General features: G+C 68.0%; 16 protein-coding genes. 12 read left to right on the forward strand and 4 right to left on the reverse strand.

The window, feature by feature from the left end; all coding sequences use genetic code 11:
* Positions 1-91 precede the first annotated feature (91 nt).
* Positions 92-1,069 carry a 2-hydroxyacid dehydrogenase gene (locus tag BEP68_RS01635; protein WP_187249019.1) on the reverse strand — a complete coding sequence of 326 codons (978 nt, stop codon included), beginning with the start codon at positions 1,067-1,069 and terminating at the stop codon, positions 92-94.
* A 259-nt stretch (positions 1,070-1,328) separates the two neighbouring features.
* Between BEP68_RS01635 and BEP68_RS01640 the strand changes: the two genes are divergently transcribed.
* From BEP68_RS01640 to BEP68_RS01655, 4 genes are read left to right on the forward strand one after another with little or no spacing between them, the layout of a single operon-like run.
* Positions 1,329-2,897, forward strand: a complete 1,569-nt coding sequence (locus tag BEP68_RS01640; protein WP_053098435.1) for an ABC transporter substrate-binding protein — start codon at positions 1,329-1,331, stop codon at positions 2,895-2,897.
* A gap of 29 nt (positions 2,898-2,926) precedes the next feature.
* Positions 2,927-3,916 (forward strand): ABC transporter permease, encoded by a 990-nt coding sequence (locus BEP68_RS01645; protein WP_056510877.1) that lies wholly within the window; start codon positions 2,927-2,929, stop codon positions 3,914-3,916.
* Entirely contained in the window at positions 3,909-4,874 is a 966-nt protein-coding gene (locus tag BEP68_RS01650; RefSeq protein WP_053098433.1) for an ABC transporter permease, read from the forward strand. Before BEP68_RS01645 ends, BEP68_RS01650 begins: the two co-directional genes overlap by 8 nt.
* A gap of 7 nt (positions 4,875-4,881) precedes the next feature.
* Positions 4,882-5,607, forward strand: a complete 726-nt coding sequence (locus BEP68_RS01655; protein ID WP_187249020.1) for a sulfite exporter TauE/SafE family protein — start codon at positions 4,882-4,884, stop codon at positions 5,605-5,607.
* Positions 5,608-5,643: 36 nt separating this feature from the next.
* Here BEP68_RS01655 and BEP68_RS01660 read toward each other — a convergent pair whose 3' ends face one another.
* Both BEP68_RS01660 and BEP68_RS01665 read right to left on the reverse strand, forming a co-directional pair.
* A complete protein-coding gene (locus BEP68_RS01660; RefSeq protein ID WP_315985247.1) occupies positions 5,644-6,624 on the reverse strand; it encodes a 2-hydroxyacid dehydrogenase in 981 nt (326 codons plus the stop codon).
* Positions 6,621-7,934, reverse strand: coding sequence for a glucarate dehydratase family protein (locus tag BEP68_RS01665; protein WP_187249021.1), 1,314 nt, complete (start codon positions 7,932-7,934; stop codon positions 6,621-6,623). The genes BEP68_RS01660 and BEP68_RS01665 overlap by 4 nt, the downstream gene beginning before the upstream one ends.
* Before the next feature lie 132 nt (positions 7,935-8,066).
* Here BEP68_RS01665 and BEP68_RS01670 point away from each other — a divergent pair, with 132 nt between their 5' ends.
* The 8 genes from BEP68_RS01670 to BEP68_RS01705 all read left to right on the forward strand — a co-directional run bounded on the left by BEP68_RS01670 (position 8,067) and on the right by BEP68_RS01705 (position 18,324).
* Positions 8,067-8,975: a LysR family transcriptional regulator gene (locus tag BEP68_RS01670; protein WP_187249022.1), complete on the forward strand. Its 909-nt coding sequence runs from the start codon at positions 8,067-8,069 to the stop codon at positions 8,973-8,975.
* 124 nt (positions 8,976-9,099) lie between these two features.
* Entirely contained in the window at positions 9,100-10,806 is a 1,707-nt protein-coding gene (locus tag BEP68_RS01675) for a dipeptide ABC transporter ATP-binding protein (RefSeq protein ID WP_187249023.1), read from the forward strand.
* Between the two features lie 287 nt (positions 10,807-11,093).
* Positions 11,094-12,170: an extracellular solute-binding protein gene (locus BEP68_RS01680; protein ID WP_187249024.1), complete on the forward strand. Its 1,077-nt coding sequence runs from the start codon at positions 11,094-11,096 to the stop codon at positions 12,168-12,170.
* Between the two features lie 46 nt (positions 12,171-12,216).
* The gene (locus BEP68_RS01685; RefSeq protein ID WP_187249025.1) at positions 12,217-13,233 is read left to right on the forward strand and encodes an ABC transporter ATP-binding protein; all 1,017 of its coding nucleotides are present in this window, start codon (positions 12,217-12,219) and stop codon (positions 13,231-13,233) included.
* A gap of 100 nt (positions 13,234-13,333) precedes the next feature.
* Positions 13,334-15,127, forward strand: a complete 1,794-nt coding sequence (locus BEP68_RS01690; protein ID WP_315985248.1) for an iron ABC transporter permease — start codon at positions 13,334-13,336, stop codon at positions 15,125-15,127.
* Complete coding sequence (locus tag BEP68_RS01695) at positions 15,124-16,161, forward strand: LacI family DNA-binding transcriptional regulator (protein WP_187249026.1); 1,038 nt, start codon at positions 15,124-15,126, stop codon at positions 16,159-16,161. Before BEP68_RS01690 ends, BEP68_RS01695 begins: the two co-directional genes overlap by 4 nt.
* A gap of 40 nt (positions 16,162-16,201) precedes the next feature.
* The gene (locus tag BEP68_RS01700) at positions 16,202-17,107 is read left to right on the forward strand and encodes a metallophosphoesterase (RefSeq protein ID WP_187249027.1); all 906 of its coding nucleotides are present in this window, start codon (positions 16,202-16,204) and stop codon (positions 17,105-17,107) included.
* A 278-nt stretch (positions 17,108-17,385) separates the two neighbouring features.
* Positions 17,386-18,324 carry an ADP-ribosylglycohydrolase family protein gene (locus BEP68_RS01705; RefSeq protein WP_187249028.1) on the forward strand — a complete coding sequence of 313 codons (939 nt, stop codon included), beginning with the start codon at positions 17,386-17,388 and terminating at the stop codon, positions 18,322-18,324.
* A gap of 25 nt (positions 18,325-18,349) precedes the next feature.
* Here BEP68_RS01705 and BEP68_RS01710 read toward each other — a convergent pair whose 3' ends face one another.
* Positions 18,350-18,982, reverse strand: coding sequence for a hypothetical protein (locus BEP68_RS01710; protein WP_187249029.1), 633 nt, complete (start codon positions 18,980-18,982; stop codon positions 18,350-18,352).
* Between the last annotated feature and the right edge of the window lie 152 nt (positions 18,983-19,134).

Raw genomic sequence — 19,134 nt, forward strand, 5'->3', positions numbered from 1 at the left:
GTGTCCGGCTCGGATCTGAACAATCGTCACGCTATGCGGGAAACGATGCGCCTACAAACCAAATGGTGGATAGATCAATGCGCGGCCTGCATCAAAGCGCAGACATCTCCGGCACCGGCGTCGGGAGCGGCTCGCCTGCGAGGTACGCCCGCAGGTTCGCCAGCGTGAGGTCTCGCATGTCGCGCCGGGTCTCGTGCGTCCCGCTGCCGACGTGGGGCAGCAGCGTGACATCGTCGCGGATCAACCGCTCGGGCACGTGCGGCTCCTGCGCGAACACGTCGAGACCCGCCCCCGCGATCTCACCGGCCTCGAGAGCGGCGATCAGCGCGTCCTCGTCGACGACCGAGCCGCGGGCGATGTTGACCAGGAACCCGTCCGGTCCCAGCGCCCGGATGACCTCGGCATCCACGAGCCCCACGGTCGCCGCGCCGCCGGGAACCGCGATGACGAGCACGTCCGATCGGCGTGCGAGTTCGACGGCGGAGGCCACGTGCTCCCACGGCACTCCGTCGACCGGGCGGCGGGTCGTGTAGAGGATCGTCGTGTCGAAGGCTGCCGCGCGCCGGGCGATCGCCTGCCCGATGCGGCCGAGGCCGAGCACGCCGACCGTGCTGCCCGAGAACCGACGCGTCAGCGGGAAGCCGCCGGACTCCCAGCGGCCCTCGCGCAGGAACCTCTCGGATGCTCCGAACCGTCGGAACACGTCGAGCATGAGGCCGAGGGCCGTATCGGCGACGCAGTCGGTGAGCACATCGGGCGTGTGGGTGACCTGGATACCGCGTGCGACCGCCTGAGCCACATCGGTCGTGTCGTAGCCCACCCCGAAATTCGTCACGATCTCGAGGTTCGGGAGCGCAGCCATCAGAGCGGACGGGACACCGTTGCGACCGCTCGTGACGACGGCGCGCACCTTCGCGGCATCCGCGGGATCGAGGGTCGAGAGGTCGTCGGGAAGACGCACCACGGAGTACTCCTCCTGAAGCGTCCGCTCGAGAGAGTCGAGCAGTGGCCCCGCCTGGGCGACGGAGCCGGGGGCGACGGGCGAGGGGGCATCGATGATGTTCGTCATGGCGCGAGACTACGACCCGTCAACGATGCAGTTCCATAAGCGAAGTTGCATGGATTGATGCGTCCGCTGTATTCATCGGGCGAGAACGGCGGAATCCCGCGGATCGCCGCATGTCGCTCCACCGCTGCCGAGCGCCGAGCCCCGGTTCCGCCCGCCGATGCGTGCCGCGCATCGGTTGACGCTCGGGAAGCGGTCTGCGACATTCTGAACGAGCCGACGACCACTCTGGGCCTCGGCCGTCCCCTACCTGGAGGAACCGATGAAGCTTTCTTCCCCCCGACGCAGAGCGGCCCGCGCGTCCGCCGTCACCGCTGGAATCGCGTCGATCGCACTGCTCGCATCCTGCTCGGTCGCGAACTCGGAGTCGCAAGGCGGCGGCGAGGGTGGCACCGAAGACACCCTCCGCGTCGTGCTCACGCAGGAGCCGCCCACGCTCGAGGCATGCGACGCGAACCTCACCTCGACCGGTGTGGTCGTGCGCAGCACGGTGACCGAGCCGCTCGTCGAGCGCAACCCGTCGACCGGAGAGCTCGAGCCGCTGCTCGCCACCGAGTGGGAGCAGACCGGCGACACCGAGTGGACGTTCACCGTCCGCGATGACGTCACCTTCCAGGACGGCACCCCCTTCGACGCCGAAGCGGCCGCCTACTCGATCGACCGCGCCGTGAACGGCGACCTCGGCTGCAACGTCGAGGGCTACATCTTCGGTGACGACGACCTCGAGGTCGCCGCCACCGATGCCACCACCCTCACCGTGACCACCCCGAGCCCCGACCCGATCCTCCCGCTGAAGCTCTCGTTCATCGAGATCGTCTCCCCCGAGACCTCGAACACCGAGTTCGTACGCGAGCCCATCGGCACCGGCCCCTACGCGATCGGCGACTGGCAGGCCGGCACGAAGCTCACCCTCGACCGCAACGACGACTACTGGGGCGACGCTCCGCAGTTCGCCGAGGTCGAGTACCAGTGGCGGTCGGAGGGCACCGTCCGTGCCGCGATGATCACCAGCGGCGAGGCGGACATCGCCCTCGGCCTCAGCGCCGAGGACGGCATCGGCGACTTCGGCGTGAGCTACCCGAACAACGAGACGATCGCACTGCGCTTCTCCGGGCAGACGGCGCCGCTCGACGACATCCGCATCCGCCAGGCGATCAACTACGCGATCGACCGCGAGGGCATCGTCTCCTCCCTCTACCCCGACGGCGACGTGGTCGCCGCGCAGCTGATCCCCGAGGGCATCGTCGGCTTCAACTCCGACCTCGAGCCCTGGGAGTACGACCCCGAGAAGGCGAAGGCCCTCGTCGAGGAGGCTGCGGCGGACGGCGTCCCGACGGACACGAAGATCCTCATGCCGGTGCGCACCGCGCAGTTCCCGAAGGTCAGCGAGCTCGGCGAGGTCCTGCGCGAGCAGCTCGCCGCCGCCGGCCTCAACGTCGAGCTCCGCATGGTCGACACCACGCAGCACCTGCAGTACCAGCTGAGCCCGTTCGTCACGAACGAGGGCCCCATCTCGATGCTCATCCAGCACGGCAACCAGGCGGGTGACGCGCAGTTCACGGTCGAGCAGTACATGCTCACGGGCGGTGCGCAGGCCGAGTTCGGCGACCCGGGTCTGGACGAGCTCATCAACACGGCCCGCACCCTGACCGGCGATGAGCGTCAGGCGGCCTACGAGGACGTGTTCGCCTACGAGCGCGAGAACGTCGTGGCCCTCGCCCCGATCGCGCACCAGACGGTCATGCTCGGTCTCGCCGACCGCGTGACGTACGAGCCCAACTCGTCGACCGGCGACGAGCTGCGCATCAAGGAGGTCTCGCTCGCGGGCTGACCGCGAGCGAGAGTGAGAGGCGGGCGACCATGTGGACCTACCTGAGAAAACGGATCCTGCAGAGCGCGCTGCCGCTGATCGCCGTCGTACTGGGTGTCTTCGTGCTCGCCCGTCTCACCGGCGATCCGTCGCAGCTGTACCTTCCGCTGAACGCCACCGACCAGATGCGCGAGGACTTCGCCGCCCGCAACGGCTTCGACCAGCCGCTGTGGAAGCAGATGGGCGACTACTTCCTCGGTGTCCTGCAGCTGGACTTCGGTCAGTCGCTGCGCACCGGGGAACCCGCCGCCGAGATGGCGCTGCGCGCCTTCCCCGCCACCCTGCAGCTCGCCGCGGTGACGATGGTCCTCGCGATCGTCATCGCCATCGTGCTCGGCAGCTGGGCGTCGCTGAAGCCGAACGGCATCGCCGACCGCATCGTGAGCTTCTTCTCGATGACGGCGGCCAGCGTGCCCGACTTCTGGGTGGCGATCCTCGGCATCTGGATCTTCGCGATCACCCTCGGCTGGCTGCCGACCTCCGGAACCTCCGGCGCTCTCGTCTGGATCCTGCCGGTCGCGACGCTCATGCTGCGACCGGTCGGGGTGCTCGCCCAGGTGATCCGCGGGTCGATGGTGACCGTGCTCGGGCAGCCGTACATCCAGGTCGCCCGCAGTCGCGGCGCCGGCCAGATGCACATCGTCTCGAAGCACGCGCTGCGCAACGCCGCAGCACCCGCCCTGACCGTCGCCGGCGACCTGACCGTCGGCCTCATCAACGGCGCGGTCGTGGTGGAGTCGATCTTCGGCTGGCCGGGCATCGGCAAGCTCATGATCGACTCGATCCTGCAGCGCGACTTCGCGGTGCTGCAGGCCGCGGTGCTGATCACCGCTCTGGCGATCTTCGCCCTCAACATCATCATCGACCTCGGTTACGCGCTGCTGGATCCCCGCGTGCGGCCGACCTCGGGAGCCAAGGCCCGTCGCCGCGGTCCCGGGGCGCTCTCCGACACGAAGGCAGAGGTGCTGACGAATGTCTGACAACGCATCGACCGTCACCGTCCTCACCCAGAAGGCGCGCGGAGCCCGCTCGTCGGGTCGCGCCAACCTCTGGCAGCTGCTGCTGAAGGACAAGGTCGCCACCGCCGCCGCCATCGTGCTGTCGTTCATCGTGCTCACCGCGATCATCGGTCCGCCGCTGTTCGGCGAGATGGCCCAGCGACAGGACCTCGGCGCGCGCAACATGCCGCCGTTCAGCTTCCAGCTCGGCTGGGAGTACGTCCTCGGCAGCGACTCGCTGGGTCGCAGCCTGCTCGCCCGCATCATCACCGCGGCGGGGACCACGCTGGGTGTCGCGGCGGCCGCCGTGGTCGTCTCGGCGGTCGTCGGCTCGATCTGGGGCATGTGGGCCGGATTCCACCGCGGATGGCGCGAGTCGGTGTCGATGCGCATCGCCGACGTCATCATGAGCTTCCCCTCGCTGCTGCTCGCCGTCGTGATCCTGTACGTGTTCAACCCGAGTGCGGCCAACATCGTGCTCGTGCTCGCGATCACCCGCATCCCTCTGTACCTGCGCACGGCGCGAGCGGATGCCGCCGAGCTGCGCTCGAGGATGTTCGTCGACGCCGCGACGAACTTCGGAGCCACGAACAAGGCCATCGTGTTCCGGCACATCGTCCCGAACGTCCTGCCCACGCTGGTCACGCTGGCGACGCTGGAGTTCTGCTACGTGATGCTGGCCGAGTCGTCGCTGAGCTTCCTCGGCATCGGCATCCAGCCGCCCGATGTCAGCTGGGGCCTCATGGTCTCGCAGGGACGCCAGTATCTCGCCGAGGCGTGGTGGCAGTCGGTGCTCCCCGGTCTCGCGATCGTCATCACCACGGTGTGCGCGAACGTCCTGGCCGCGTGGCTGCGTCTCGCGACCGACCCGGGCCAGCGCTGGCGTCTGCAGAGCAAGAAGCGCCGTCGTGTGATCGGCTCGATCGCCCCGCGTCGCTGAGTCCGCGGTGACGCCGCTCGAGTTCGTGCTGCTGGGGGCCGTCATCCTCGTCGCCGGCTGCCTGCAGGGCTCGATCGGCTTCGGAATGGGGATGCTGGCCGCACCGTTCATCGCCCTGATCGACACGACGCTGCTGCCGGTGCTCGTGATCATGCTCGCCGTGGTCGTGACGCTGATCGTGGCGGTGATGGATCGCGCGGCGCTCGATCTGCGCGGGGCCGGCTGGGCGTTGGCGGGGCGTGTGCCCGGGACCGTCGTCGGCGCGGGTCTCGTCACCGTGATGTCGACGACCGTGCTCTCCTGGGCGGTCGCGGTCGTCGTTCTGCTGGGTGTCGTCGTCTCGCTGCGGGGCTGGCGCCCGAGAGTGACGAGGACGACGCAGGCGGTGGCCGGGGCGCTGTCTGGCGTCATGGGCACGACCACGTCGGTCGGAGGAGCGCCGATGGCGATCATCTGGCAGGGCTCCGACGGGCCGCGGCTGCGCGGCACGATGTCGGCGTTCTTCCTCGTCGGATCATCGCTGTCGCTGGTCGCCCTGTTCCTGTGGGGCGCAGTTCCCTCTCATGCGCTCGCCACAGCCGCCTGGATGGTGCCGTTCGCCGTGGGCGGGGTGGTGCTGTCGCGCTTCGTGAACCGGTTCCTCAACCGTCGGCGCACGCGCGCGATCGCCCTCGGGGCATCCGCTCTGGGCGCGGTGACGTTGATCGTCACCCGCCTCGTCGAGCTCGGCTGAGCGGATGCCGGAGCGACCCGCCCACGGCCAGCCGCCTCAGCGCACCTGACGCTCGAGTGGGAGGCCCGCGTCGAGCAGATCGATGTTGCGGGCGATGTCGGCGGCCCGCGCCGTGAAGACCTCGCGGGCGTGGCCCGAGTGGTGCGGGGTCAGCACGACCCGGTCGAGCCCGGCGAACCGCTGCACGACCGGCGGCGCCTCGGCACCCTGCGGAGCATCCCACCAGACGTCGATCGCCGCGCCCCCGATGCGTCCCTCGCTGAGGGCTGAGAACAGTGCGTCCTCGTCGATGAGCGCCCCGCGGGCGACGTTGATGACCAGAGCGTCGGCGTTCAGCTGCGCGAGCGCGTCGGCGTCGATCATCCCTCGCGTGCTCTCGGTGAGGGGCGCGGTGACGACGACGACATCGCTCTCCCGCAGCAGCGGATGCAGCTGATCCTCGCCGTACACCTGATCGAGCAGCTCGGTTCCGAGTCCGCCCGCGTCCGGATGCCGGCGCATCGCGACCACGCGCATGCCGAAGGCCTTCGCGAGGTGGGCGACGGAGCGGCCGATCTCGCCGTAGCCGACCAGTCCGAGGGTGCTGCCGGCGAGCGAGCGGTGGTACGGGGCGCCTGCCGTGGCGATCGTGCGCCACTCCCCTCGACGCATCTCGGCGTCGGCGTCGATCGCGCGACGGCGCAGCATGAGTGCGGTCATGAGCACGTGCTCGGCGATCGCGGCGCCGTGGTGACCGGTGTTGCACAGCGGCACATCGTCGGGCACGGCACCGGCTTCCACCCGGTCGACGCCCGCACCCGTCGCATGCACGAGTCGCACGTGATCGGCGCCGGCCATCTCGGCGACCGTGAGTCGCGAGCAGATCACCACGTCGGCGCCCTCGATCGCCGCTCGCGTCGAACCGGGCACGTCGAGGTCGGCGAACACCCACTCGTGCGGCCGCTCGGTGCGGCGCAGGTCGTCGGCGAACGCCGACATGATCGGATCGGTGACCGCGATGCGCAGCGGCGCGTTCACCAGCGGGGGCTTTCCAGCACGTACCCGGGGTCGACCCGCTGCATGTAGCCGGTGTCGTCGCGCTCGCGGATGCCGCCGTCGAGATACTGCCTGTGCAGCCGCGCCAGCGCCTCCGGGTCGAGCTCGACGCCGAGGCCCGGTGCGGTCGGCACCGCCAGCGATCCGTCCCTGAAGGTCAGGGCGCCGGGGGCGATGACGTCTTCGTCCTCGCGCTTCCACGGCCAGTGCGTGTCGCACGCGTAGCCGACTCCGGGGGTGGCACCGGCGAGGTGGGTCATCGCAGCGAGGCTGATGCCGAGGTGCGAGTTCGAGTGCATGGAGAGCCCCCACCCGAGCGTCTCGGCGAAGCCGGCGAGCAGCCGGGATCGTTCGAGACCTCCCCAGAAGTGGTGGTCGGAGAGCACGATGTCGATCGCGCCGAGGCGCACGGCATCCGCGATGTGCGAGAACGCGACGACGCACATGTTGGTGGCGAGCGGCAGGTCGGTGTGGCGGCGCACCTCGGCCATGCCCTCGAGACCCGGGGTGGGGTCTTCGAGGTACTCGAGCACGTCCTTCAGCGCATCGGCGACCCGCAGCGAGGTCTCGACGGTCCAGGCGCCGTTCGGATCGATGCGCAGGGGGTGGTCGGGGAACTCCTCTCGCAGCGCGAGGATCGCGGCGATCTCGTCGTCAGGCGCGAAGACACCGGCCTTGAGCTTGAGCGCTGTGAAGCCGTTGGCGTCGACGATGCGACGCGCCTGCCTGACGATGCCGTCCGGCGTCAGCGCCTCGCCCCATTCGTCGGATGCCTCACCCGGGTGGCCTGCCCACTTGTAGAAGAGGTAGCCGCTGAACGGCACGGCATCCCGCACCCGACCGCCCAGCAGCTCACTGGCGGGCATGCCGAGCAGCTTGCCCCGGATGTCGATGGCGGCCACGTCGAACGGTGAGAGCACGCGGTCGCCGGTGCTCGTGCCGGTGACCATGCCCGACATGCCGTGTCCGCCCTGCACGCCGTCGCCGGCCACACTGCGCTCGACCCGCGCTCGCAGGTCGTTCGTGGCGAACACGTCGCAGCCGAGCACGGCGTCGGCGGCGACCCGCAATCGCTGCAGGTGCGCGCTGTCGCCGTAGGTCTCGCCGAGTCCGACGACGCCCGATTCGGTGGTCACCTGCACGATGGCGCGCAGCGCGAGCGGCTCGTGCACGCCGACGGTGTTGAGCAGAGGCGGGTCGTGGAATGCGACCGGCGTGATGCGGACGGACCGCACCGCGTTCTCGGACAACCGCGTGGCAGCCGGGACAGACAGCAGGAGCTCTTCGGACATCACGCCTCCGTTGGTGAGACTCCGGGACTCCGCTTCGACGGATTCCGCGTCATCGAGTTTCTCCGACACTATGGTGGGGACAGATGCGCGGACAAACCAAAACTCGCACTGATTGATGTCGGGAGTGGATCGATGATCTCGCTGGTACAGCTCGAATGCTTCATCGCCGTCGCGGAGGAACTGCACTTCGGTGCGGCCGCGACCCGACTCAAGATGACGCAGCCGCCGCTCAGTCGGCAGATCCAGCAGCTCGAGCGCGAGCTGTCGACGAGGCTCTTCGATCGCACCAGCCGTCGCGTCGCGCTGACTCAGGCCGGGCGCGCGCTGCTGCCCAACGCGCGGCGCCTGATCGACCTCGCGGCGAAGGCGGTCTCGGATGTGCGCTCGGTCGGCGAGGGCGCCGCCGGAACCGTCACGATCGCCTACACCGCGATGGCCGGGCAGGCCGTCGTGCCCGATCTGCTGCGGCGCGCGTCGGCCGAGCTGCCCGGCGTCACCCTGCTGCTGCGCGAACTCGTCTCGCTCGATCAGGTGGAAGAGCTCGAGAAGGGCACGGTCGACATCGGCCTGATGCGACCACTGCTCGCCCGACCGCAGATCAGCAGCCGTGCGGTGTACCGCGAGCGGCTGGCGGTGGCGCTGCCCAGCGACTCGGCACTGGCGCAGCGCTCCGAGCCCGTGAAGCTCATCGACCTCAAGGACGAGTCGCTGCTCATGTACTCCCCGAGCGGCGCGCGCTACTTCCACGACCTGCTGCTGTCGATGTTCGTGGCGAGCGGGGTGCACCCGCACATCGTGCAGTACGCCGGGCAGGTGCCCGCCCTGCTGGCGATGGTCAGCGCCGGCATCGGGTTCACGCTCGTGCCGCAGTCGGCCGAGCGGATCTCTCCCGACACCGTGACGCTGCTGCCGATCAGCGAGGCCGATCCGTCGTCGCGGGTGAACAGCGTCGAGCTCGACATCGCGTGGAACTCCGAGTCGCACAATCCCCTCGTCGAGCGTCTGCTGAATCTGATCGACGACGTGGATCACGACGCCTGATCTATGCAGTGGGCGCATTGCCCAATGCCGATGTAGTGCTTGATCGGGATGAATCCTCACGCCTAGCGTGAACGAGAAGATGATCAGTGCTGATGACACGACCCGTGCTCGACGAGGAGGACGCATGCCGAAGGACATCGCCGCGACCGCCGATGAGTCCGCCCGACTCGGTGAGGCCGTGAACCCGACACCCGGCGGCCGACCCGCCGCGCGTGACGACATCCTGCGCGTCGAGGATCTGCGCGTCGCCTACCGGATCGGCGACCGCGAGGTCGATGCGGTGCGCGGGGTGAACCTCAGCGTGGGCCGCGGAGAAGTGGTCGCGATCGTCGGCGAATCCGGATCCGGCAAGAGCACGGTCGCGCAGTCGATCATGAACCTCCTCGCGCCGAACGCCGAGGTCACCGGCGGGCGCATCGAATTCGACGGCGAAGACCTGATCCCGCTGAGCGAACGACGCTGGCGCGGCATCCGAGGTCGGCTCATCGGCTTGGTCCCCCAGGACCCGGCGCTCTCTCTCAACCCGGTGCGACGCGTGGGCGTGCAGGTGGCGGAGCCGCTGCTCGTGCACGGACTCGCGACCAAGCACGACGCGCATGATCGTGCGGTCGAGCTGCTCGAGATGGCGGGGCTGACGTATCCGGCCGAGCGAGCGAAGCAGTATCCGCACCAGTTCTCGGGTGGCATGAAGCAGCGCGCGCTGATCGCGGGAGCGCTGGCCGCGCAGCCGAGCCTGATCATCGCCGACGAGCCGACGAGCGCCCTCGACGTCACCGTGCAGAAGCAGATCCTCGACCACCTCGCGAACCTCACGCAGGAGCTGGGCACCGCGATCCTGCTGATCACCCACGACCTGGGCATGGCGGCCGAGCGGGCCGACCGGGTCGTCGTCATGAAGCAGGGCGAGATCGTGGACTCCGGACCGGCGGCGCAGGTGATGACCGCGCCGACGCACGAGTACACCCGCAAGCTCATCGCCGCCGCACCGCGGCTGAGCGCACACGAGCGGCGGACGGCATCCACCCAGGCCCGCATCGAGTTCGGCGGCGAGCCGATCGTCCGCGTCTCCGAGCTCACCAAGGTCTTCCCGCTGCCCAAGGGCGAGGGCGAGCGCCGCTCGCTGACCGCCGTCGACGCCGTCTCTCTCGAGGTGCGCCGCGGCGAGACGCTCGCCGTCGTGGGCGAGTCGGGGTCGGGCAAGAGCACGCTCGCGCGACTCGTGCTGCGGCTGGAGGAGCCGACCTCGGGATCCATCTCGTTCGCCGGCGAAGACATCACCCACCTCAAGGGCGAGAAGCTGCGTCAGCTGCGGCGGCGGTTCCAGATGGTCTACCAGAGCCCGTTCGACTCCCTGAATCCGCGCATGACGATCGAGCAGCTCATCACCGAGCCGCTGCTGTCGTTCGGCGAGGGCGACCGACAGTCGCGGTCGAAGCGCGCCGTCGAGCTGTCGGAGCAGGTCGCTCTTCCCGACGGGATGCTGGGTCGGTTCCCCGACGAGCTGTCGGGCGGCCAGCGGCAGCGCGTGGCCATCGCCCGCGCTCTCGCGCTCGACCCGGAGTTCCTCGTGCTCGACGAGGCCGTCTCGGCGCTCGACGTGTCGGTGCAGGCGCAGATCCTGGCACTGCTCGACGAACTGCAGCGCGAGCGCGAACTGAGCTACCTCTTCATCACGCACGACCTCGGTGTCGTCGCCGAGACCGCCGACCGCGTCGCCGTGCTCAAGCACGGCAAGCTCGTGGAGTGCGGCGATGCCGCGCAGATCTTCACGGCTCCGCAAGAGGAGTACACGCGGATGCTGATCGAGGCAGTTCCGGCGTTCTCCGCCTGACGCTCGCCCTCGGTTCGACCGCGCGTGAGTGGCCACTTTCGCACCCCCACGGCCACTTCCGGTGCATTACTGACCCCCCACGGCACAGGCGTCAGGCGTCAGGCGTCAGGCGTCAGGCGAGGCACAGCGTCGACAGTTCACTTCCCACTCCCCGTGCGTTCACCTCGGACGCCTATCTTGAGTGCGGTCGCGCGAACGCGGCTAAGAATCAGACAGATCGTTGTACGTAAACCACAACATCGCGGTAAAGTCGGATCAGACATACCTCGATGACGAGAAAGGCGACCATGGTCGACATCCGAAAGAAGCGCTGGTCTCTCCTGGGAATCGCTGCGGTGGCGGCCGTGACCCTGACCGGCTGCGCAGGCGGCAGCACCGAGTCCGACGGTGGTTCGAGCGACGGCGGGTCGGATGCGACCCTCATCGTCTACACGAACTCGAACAGCGACGGCCGTGGTGAGTGGATCACCGAGAAAGCCGCGGATGCCGGCATCGACATCGAGATCGTGGGCCTCGGCGGCGCCGACCTCACCAACCGCATCATCGCTGAGAAGAACAACCCCGTCGGCGACGTGGTGTTCGGTCTGAACAACATGTTCTTCGAGCAGCTCAAGGCCGAAGAGGCGATCACCGCCTACGAGCCCCAGTGGAGCGGTGAGGTCCCGGCCGATGCGGGCGACCCCGCTGACGGAGCGTTCTGGCCGCTCGTCGAGCAGGCCATCGTCACGGTCTACGACGAGAACACCATCACCGACGCCCCCTCCGATGAGGAGGACCTCTGGACCGACGAGGAGTACGCGGGCCGCTACGAGGTCAACCCGGCGCTCGGCCAGGCCACCCCGCAGCTCGTGCTCGCCAGCATCCTGTCGCGTCACCTCGACGAGGACGGCGACCTCGGCGTCAGCGACGAGGGCTGGGACCTGGTGAAGTCGTACTACGCCAACGGATCGCCCGCGGTCGAGGGCACCGACCTCTACGCCCGCATCACGCGTGGCGAGATCGACTACGGCGTGCTCCCCTCGAGCGGCATCGCCGCGCGTGACGAGGAGTACGGCACGAAGACCGGCATGATCGTGCCCGACTACGGCGTGCCGTATGTCACCGAGCAGATCGCGCAGATCAACGGCACCGGCAATGAGGAGAAGGCCCAGGAGTTCATCGACTGGTTCGGCAGCGCCGAGGTGCAGGGCGAGTTCGCGGCCGAGTTCAACTCGATGCCCGTCAACGAGGGTGCGGTCGAGCAGGCCAACCCCGAGGTCGTCGAGCTCATGGGCACCCTCGACCGTCAGGACATCGACTTCGGCTTCGTGAGCGAGAACCTCGGTGCCTGGGTCGAGAAGGTCACGCTCGAGTACATCGGCTGATCTCGCACGACACCACCCCTCCTCTCGCACTAGCCGGAAAGACACCATGATCCGTTTCGAAGATGTCGAGGTCGCGTTCGGCGATCACCGCGCGGTCTCGCACCTCGATCTGGAGATCCAGGAGGGTGAGTTCTTCACCCTCCTGGGTCCGTCCGGATGCGGCAAGACCACCGCCCTCCGCACACTCGCCGGGTTCGTCGAGCCCACGGGCGGTCGCATCCACATCAACGGCCGCGACGTCACTCGCGTGCCGAGCGAGAAGCGCGGCGTGGGCATGGTGTTCCAGAACTACGCCCTCTTCCCCAGCATGAACGTGCGCGAGAACATCGCGTTCGGGCTGTCGCTCCAGAAGACGTCGAAGGCCGAGCAGCGCCGCCGCGTCGACGAGATCGCCGACCGCACGGGCCTCGCGCCGTCGCAGCTCGAGAAGAACGTGTCTGAGCTCTCGGGCGGGCAGCAGCAGCGTGTGGCCATCGCCCGCGCTCTCGCGCTGACCCCCAGCATCCTGCTGCTCGATGAGCCGCTGTCGAACCTCGACGCGAAGCTGCGCGTGCAGCTGCGTGAACAGCTGAAAGACCTGCAGCACGAGGTCGGCGTGACCACGGTCTACGTCACGCACGATCAGGAAGAAGCGCTCACGCTCAGCGACCGCATCGCCGTGCTCGACGCCGGAACCCTGCAGCAGGTGGGCACTCCCGAGGAGATCTACGACCGCAGCGCGACGCCGTTCGTCTGCCGCTTCATCGGCGAGAACAACCGTCTCAGCCCGGCGCAGATCACGAGCCTCGGCGCAGGGCTCGACGCCACGGCCGAGAGCTACGTGCGGCCCGAGAAGCTGCACCTCGCCGAGGCGGGCGACAGCTCGACGGCATCCGCGTCGCTCGCCGGCACCATCGTCGATCGCACGTACCACGGCAGCCACAGCGTCTACACGGTGACGGCAGAGGATGCTGCGCTGCGCGTCAGCGTTCCCGCCGCGGCGAGCGCGCGCCAGTGGAACCCCGGCGACGCAGTGCGGGTCGATGTGGACCCGCGCTGGATCCTGCAGTACCCGGCGGCGTGACATGTCGGATGCGCAGAAGCCCCAGAACCCCTCGAGCTCTCAAAACCACACACACCCCGCGGTCCCGCCCTCAGCGGCCGTGACCGGAGAAGCCGGCTCCTTGACGACCGAAGCTGTCGTCGAGGGTCAGACGGCGGGACCGCGGCTCAACAAGAGAGGGCGCCCCGGCAGCGTGAAGGCGATGCTGCGCTCGCCGCTCGCGTGGATCACGGGCATCATCGTGATCTGGTTCGCCGCCGCGTTCCTCGTACTTCCCAACGCCGCCCTGCTCGGGGTCACGTTCTTCCCCGACGGGCAGTTCAGCATCCGTGCCGTCGAGAAGCTGTTCGGCAGCGAGCGTGCGCTGAAGACCCTCGGCAACAGCTTCCTGCTCGCGGTCACGCTGTCGATCACGGTCAATGTGGTCGGTGTGTTCATCGTGCTGGTGACGAAGTACTTCCAGGTGCGCGGGGCGAAGATCCTCTGGCTCGGCTATGCCACGACCCTGATCTACGGCGGCATCGTGCTGGCCGCCGGTTACAACTTCATCTACGGCCGGTTCGGGTTCTTCACGAACATGATGGTCAACTGGTGGCCCGACATGGACCGCGACTGGTTCTCGGGATACTTCGCGGTCGTCTTCGTGATGACGTTCGCGACCACGACGAACCACATGCTCTTCCTCTCCTCCTCTCTCGGCAAGGTCGACTACGCGTCGATCGAGGCGGCGAAGCTCATGGGCGCCTCCACCTGGACGATCCTCCGCCGCATCGTGCTGCCGGTGATGAAGCCGATGCTGTTCGCCGTCACGGTCCTGACCTTCCTCATCGGGCTCGGGGCGCTGACGGCTCCGCTCGTGCTCGGCGGGCCCGACTTCCAGACGGTCGCGCCGCTGATCATCGACCTGTCGCGCAGCCCCATCACGCGCGACATCGCCGCGCTGCTGGCGATCGTGCTCGGCATCGCGACGATCATCCTGCTCGCGGTCATGAACCGTTTCGAGAAGTCGGGCGTGTACTTCTCGGTCGCGAAGGTGGCGACCCCGATCCAGAAGCAGAAGATCCGCAATCCGTTCGCGAACGTCGTCGTGCACGTCGTCGCCTACCTGCTGTGGGTGATCTACCTGATCCCGGTCGTGCTCATCGTGATCTTCTCGTTCGTCGATGCGCGCAGCATCCTCGCCGGGTCCATCACCCTCGACAGCTTCACGCTCGACAACTACGTCACCGTGTTCTCGAGCGCCGAGGCGATCCGTCCGTTCATCGTCAGCGTCGTCTACAGCGCTGTGGCGTCGCTGGTCGTGGTCGGCGGTCTGCTGTTCGTGGCGCGGATGCTGCAGAAGCACCGCAACCTGCTGACCACCGCGATCGAGTACGTGCTGCACATCCCGTGGATCCTGCCGATCGTGCTGATCGCGCTCGCCCTGGTGACCGCGTTCGACGAGCCGCGGGCGATCGTGGGTGGATTCGTGCTCACGGGCACGCCGATCCTGCTGCTCATCGCCTACATCTGCGTGAAGATCCCGTTCACGCTGCGCCTGCTCAAGGCCGGGTTCGCGTCGGTGCCCGATTCGCTCGAAGACGCCTCGCGCATTCTCGGGGCGAAGTCGCTGACGACGTTCCGCAAGGTGCTGGTGCCGCTGGTGCTGCCCACGGCCGCGGCGATCACGGCGCTGAACTTCAACAGCCTGCTCGACGACTACGACGCGGCGATCTTCCTCTACCACCCGCTGTTCAAGCCGCTCGGTGTGGCGATTCAAGAGAGCACGCGCGGCGAGAACAATCTCGACGCGATGCCGATCACGTTCGTCTACACAGTGCTGCTGATGATCATCATGGGTGTCACCATGTATCTCGTGTATGGACGAGGTTCGCGCGCCGGAGCGCCCCGCAAGGCCAAGAAGGCGCGCGCGTGAGTGGTGCATCGCCTTCGGATGCTCCGGGGCTGCGTGTCACGGTCAGTGATGTCGCGGCGGCCGCCGGGGTCTCCCGGGCCACCGCGACCAGGGCGCTGAAGGGCGAGGGGCGGTTCGCGCCCGAAACCCAGGAGCGGATCCTCGCCGAGGCCGAGCGCCTCGGATACGTGCGCAACACGATGGCCGCCGAGCTCGCCGCCGGCCGCACCGGAACCGTCGGACTGATGCTGCGCGATGCGAGCAACCCGGCCTACGGTCTGCTGTTCTCGCGGCTGCAGGATGAAGCACACAGGCGGGGGCTCGACCTCGTGACCGTGACGATCGGCGCCGACGTGCAGGGCGCCGAGCAGGTCAATGCGCTGCACCGGCTGCTCGGGATGCGCGTCGCCGGGTTGATCGTCGCGACCGGCGGCATCACGGCCGCGCAGCTCGAGCCGTTCGCCGACCAGGTGCCGATCGTGCGCGCGGGGCGGGTCGAGACGGCATCAGGGATTCATACCGCGCACTACGACGATCCCTCGCATGGGCGGATGTTGGCGTCGCATGTCTTGTCGTTGGGGCATCGACGGGTGGTGGTGCTCTCGGGTGCGGAGGATGTGTCCTTTGCTGAGCATCTGCGGGCGTCGGCGATGGAGTCGACGTTGGTCGCTGGTGGGGCGACGGTGACGCGGGTGTCTGCGGGGGCTGCGCCGACCGATGGAGTGGATGAGGCGCTGGATGCCGTGCGTGCCGGGGCCACGGCTGTGATGTGCGCGTCGGACTATCGGCAGCTCGCGGTCATGCGCGCTCTGCGTGCTGCGGGGTTGTCTGTGCCCGGCGACGTGAGCGTGACGGGGTGCGATGGCATCCTGCCTGGGGCCGACCTGCTGGGGCTGACGACGCTGCGGATTCCGGTCGAGGCCGTCGCGGCCGCGGCTGTAGAGACGATGCAGCGGTTGCTTTCGGGATCGGATGCTGAGTCGGATTCTTCGGAGACCGTGCGACAGCCGTTCGTCGGAACCCTCGTCCCCGGATCGACCGCCGCAGCTGTCTGACCTCTGTCCTGTACTTGTTCGTCGTCTCACTGGAAGAGAAATGATCCTCACCGAGCACTCTCGCCCATCGCACACCTTCGTGCACATCTCCGATACGCACCTTCCCGGTGAACGCGCGCCGCTGTATGGCAGCGGGGCGGATGCCGATGCGAACCTGGCTTCTGTTCTGTCAAGGTTGGTGGCTTCGGGGCTGAAGCCGGATGCGTTGCTGTTCACCGGGGATCTGGCCGATCGGGGGGACGCTTCGGCATATCGGCGGTTGCGGGAGTTGGTGGCGCCGGCCGTTGAGGCGTTGGGGTGTGAGGTCGTGTGGGCTATGGGCAACCACGACGAGCGCGGGGCGATGCGGGCGGAGTTGGGGCTTGCTGAGGAGACGCCGGTTTCCGGTGCCGCAGGTGCCGGTTCGGATGCCGTCGTCGAGGTGCGCTGGTTCGGTGGCATGCGGGTGATCGTGCTGGATTCGACGGTTCCTGGGCAGCACTGGGGACAGGTCGATGAGGTGCAGCTGAAGTGGTTGTCCGCGGAGCTGTCGACGTCTGCGCCAGAGGGTTCGCTGCTGCTGATCCATCACCCGCCACTGCCGACGGTGCTCGACCTGGCGGTCACGGTCGAGCTGCGAGGGCAGGCCGCGCTGGCTGAGGTGCTGGCGGGGTCGGATGTGCGGGGGATCCTGTCAGGGCACGTCCATCACCCGTCGTTCGGCACGTTCGCGGGCATTCCGGTGGCGGCCGCGTCGTCGAGTGCCTACGGACAGGATCTGGCTCAGCCCGTCGGGGCCACGCGTGGGCAGGACGCCGCGCAGGGGTACAACCTCGTGCACGTGTACGACCGGACGATCGTGCATTCCGTCGTGGGGCTCGAGGTGGGCGCCGATGTCGGCGAGCCGGTCGCCGCGGATGAGGCCGGCCGCAGAATCGCTCACCGCGGGATTGCTTGGCGCGAGTAGCCGCCCTCCCCACCCGGTCGTTGAGCGAGCCCGGCGAAGCCGAGCGAGACGAAACGCACACCCCCGCCCTCTCAACCTGGGTCCCTGAGCCTGTCGAAGGACCCCCACCCCGCCGCCCTCGTTCGTTGAGCGAGCCCGGCGAAGCCGAGCGAGACGAAACGCGCCAACCCCGCCCTGTTCGTTGAGCGAGGCCGACGAAGTCGCCCGAGACGAAACGCGTGTGCCTCCCCCGCTACGCTCAAACCCACTACTCCCCCGCCACCCGAGAAAGCCCCCGCATGCCTCTCACCCCCGCTCAACTCAACCGCGCCGTCGGCTCCGTCCTCGCATCCGCGGCGGGTGACGCACTCGGCTCCCAGTATGAGTTCGGCCTTGCGCTCGACGACTCCGTAACCCCGGAGTTCGGCATCGGCTACTTCGGTCACGGCGTCGGCGAGTGGACAGATGACACGAGCATGGCGATGCCGATCCTCGACGTGCTCGCACGCGGCGACCGCTTCGACGATGCAGCGTCCCGAGAGGAGATCGTCGGTCGCTGGATCGGCTGGGCGCAGACCTCGAAGGACGTCGGGGCGCAGACCAGCGCCGTGCTTTCCCGGATACCGTCAACTTTCACCGAAGCCGACGCCCTGGCCGCCTCCCAATCCGAGCACGACCGCGCAGGACGCAGCGGCGGCAACGGAGCACTCATGCGCACCGGACATCTCGCGCTCGGCTACCTCAGCCGCCTCGCCAGCGAACTCGCTGTAGCGGCTGAGGCGATCTCGAAGTTCACCCATTGGGAGCAGGACAGCGCCTCGGCCTGCATCCTGTGGTCGGCGGCGATCCGGCACGCGATCCTCAACGGCGAGCTCGACGTCCGCGGCCAGCTGTCGCTGCTGCCGACGGCGGATGCTGCACGATGGAGCGTTCTGATCGATGAGGCACTCACACCCGGCGCCCATCCGCGGGACTTCATGGCTCAGAACGGTTGGGTCGTTCGCGCGTTCCAGGGAGCGCTCGCAGCAGTGGCGGGAGCGACGTCACTCGCGGATGCCGTCGAGCGTGCCGTGCGAGGTGGCGCCGACACGGATACGGTCGCGGCGATCGCCGGGGCCTTGGGCGGAGCGGTGTGGGGTGCGGCTGCGCTGCCTGCGGATTGGGTGCACGTGCTTCACGGATGGCCAGGGTATGACGCGGCGGAGCTGCAGCGGTTGGTGCACGCGGCGGCGACGTGAGCCATCGCGGCAGTGAGGCCTTCAGCTAATCCGTCTGCGTGGCACCGCCCTCGAACCTGAACTCGACCTCGGTGTCGTCGTCGATGCTCTTGATGATCCCGCCGTAGAACGATCGAGCCTGATCCATCAAGAGCTCTCGGTTGCTCTCCAGGTGCGATGCCTCGAACTCGTCGTTCATGATGTTGTTCACCATTTCCGACTCTTCGATTCCGGGCGTGGTCCAGCTGAGGGGCCCATCCTTGTCGACCGCGACCTCGTACTCGAAGTCGTCGGATCCGATGAAGATGAACTCGGGGATCGTCACTCGGAAAGAGTTCTCGCCCGTTTCCTCGATGAGGACGTCCTTTCCGTCGATCCCGAGCTTGGCCTCGAGACTGTACCGCAGGAACTTCGCTCTGTCGGTTCCAGGAACGAAGATCCCGAAGAAGGTCTCGTTCTGCTTCTTCTCGGCGATGCCCTCGATCCCGAGGCCGACGAGCACGATCTGCTCCTCACGTGTGACTGCTTGCACCACCTGCGTGTTCCGCTCGTCACTCTCAGCGCTGAACATCGAGGGAATCGACCCGGCGAGAGTGACCCCGAGCACCCCGATCGCAGCACACAACGCAATCAACAGCAGCACTGGCCAAAGGAGCACTCTCGTCTTGAGGAAGCTCATTGTTTCTCTTTCGTCGATGCGGTCATGGTGTTCGATAAGTGGTCGGGGAAGCGATTCCCCTAAGTGAACGTGGTCTTCCTCCACGTTGGTCTCGCAGGGGTTGGCGCTGCGCGGTATTCCACGATCGGCGCGGTAGGCGCGGATCGCCCCTG

The organism is Microbacterium sp. 4-7 (assembly GCF_014332665.1).
Classification (GTDB): Bacteria; Actinomycetota; Actinomycetes; order Actinomycetales; family Microbacteriaceae; genus Microbacterium.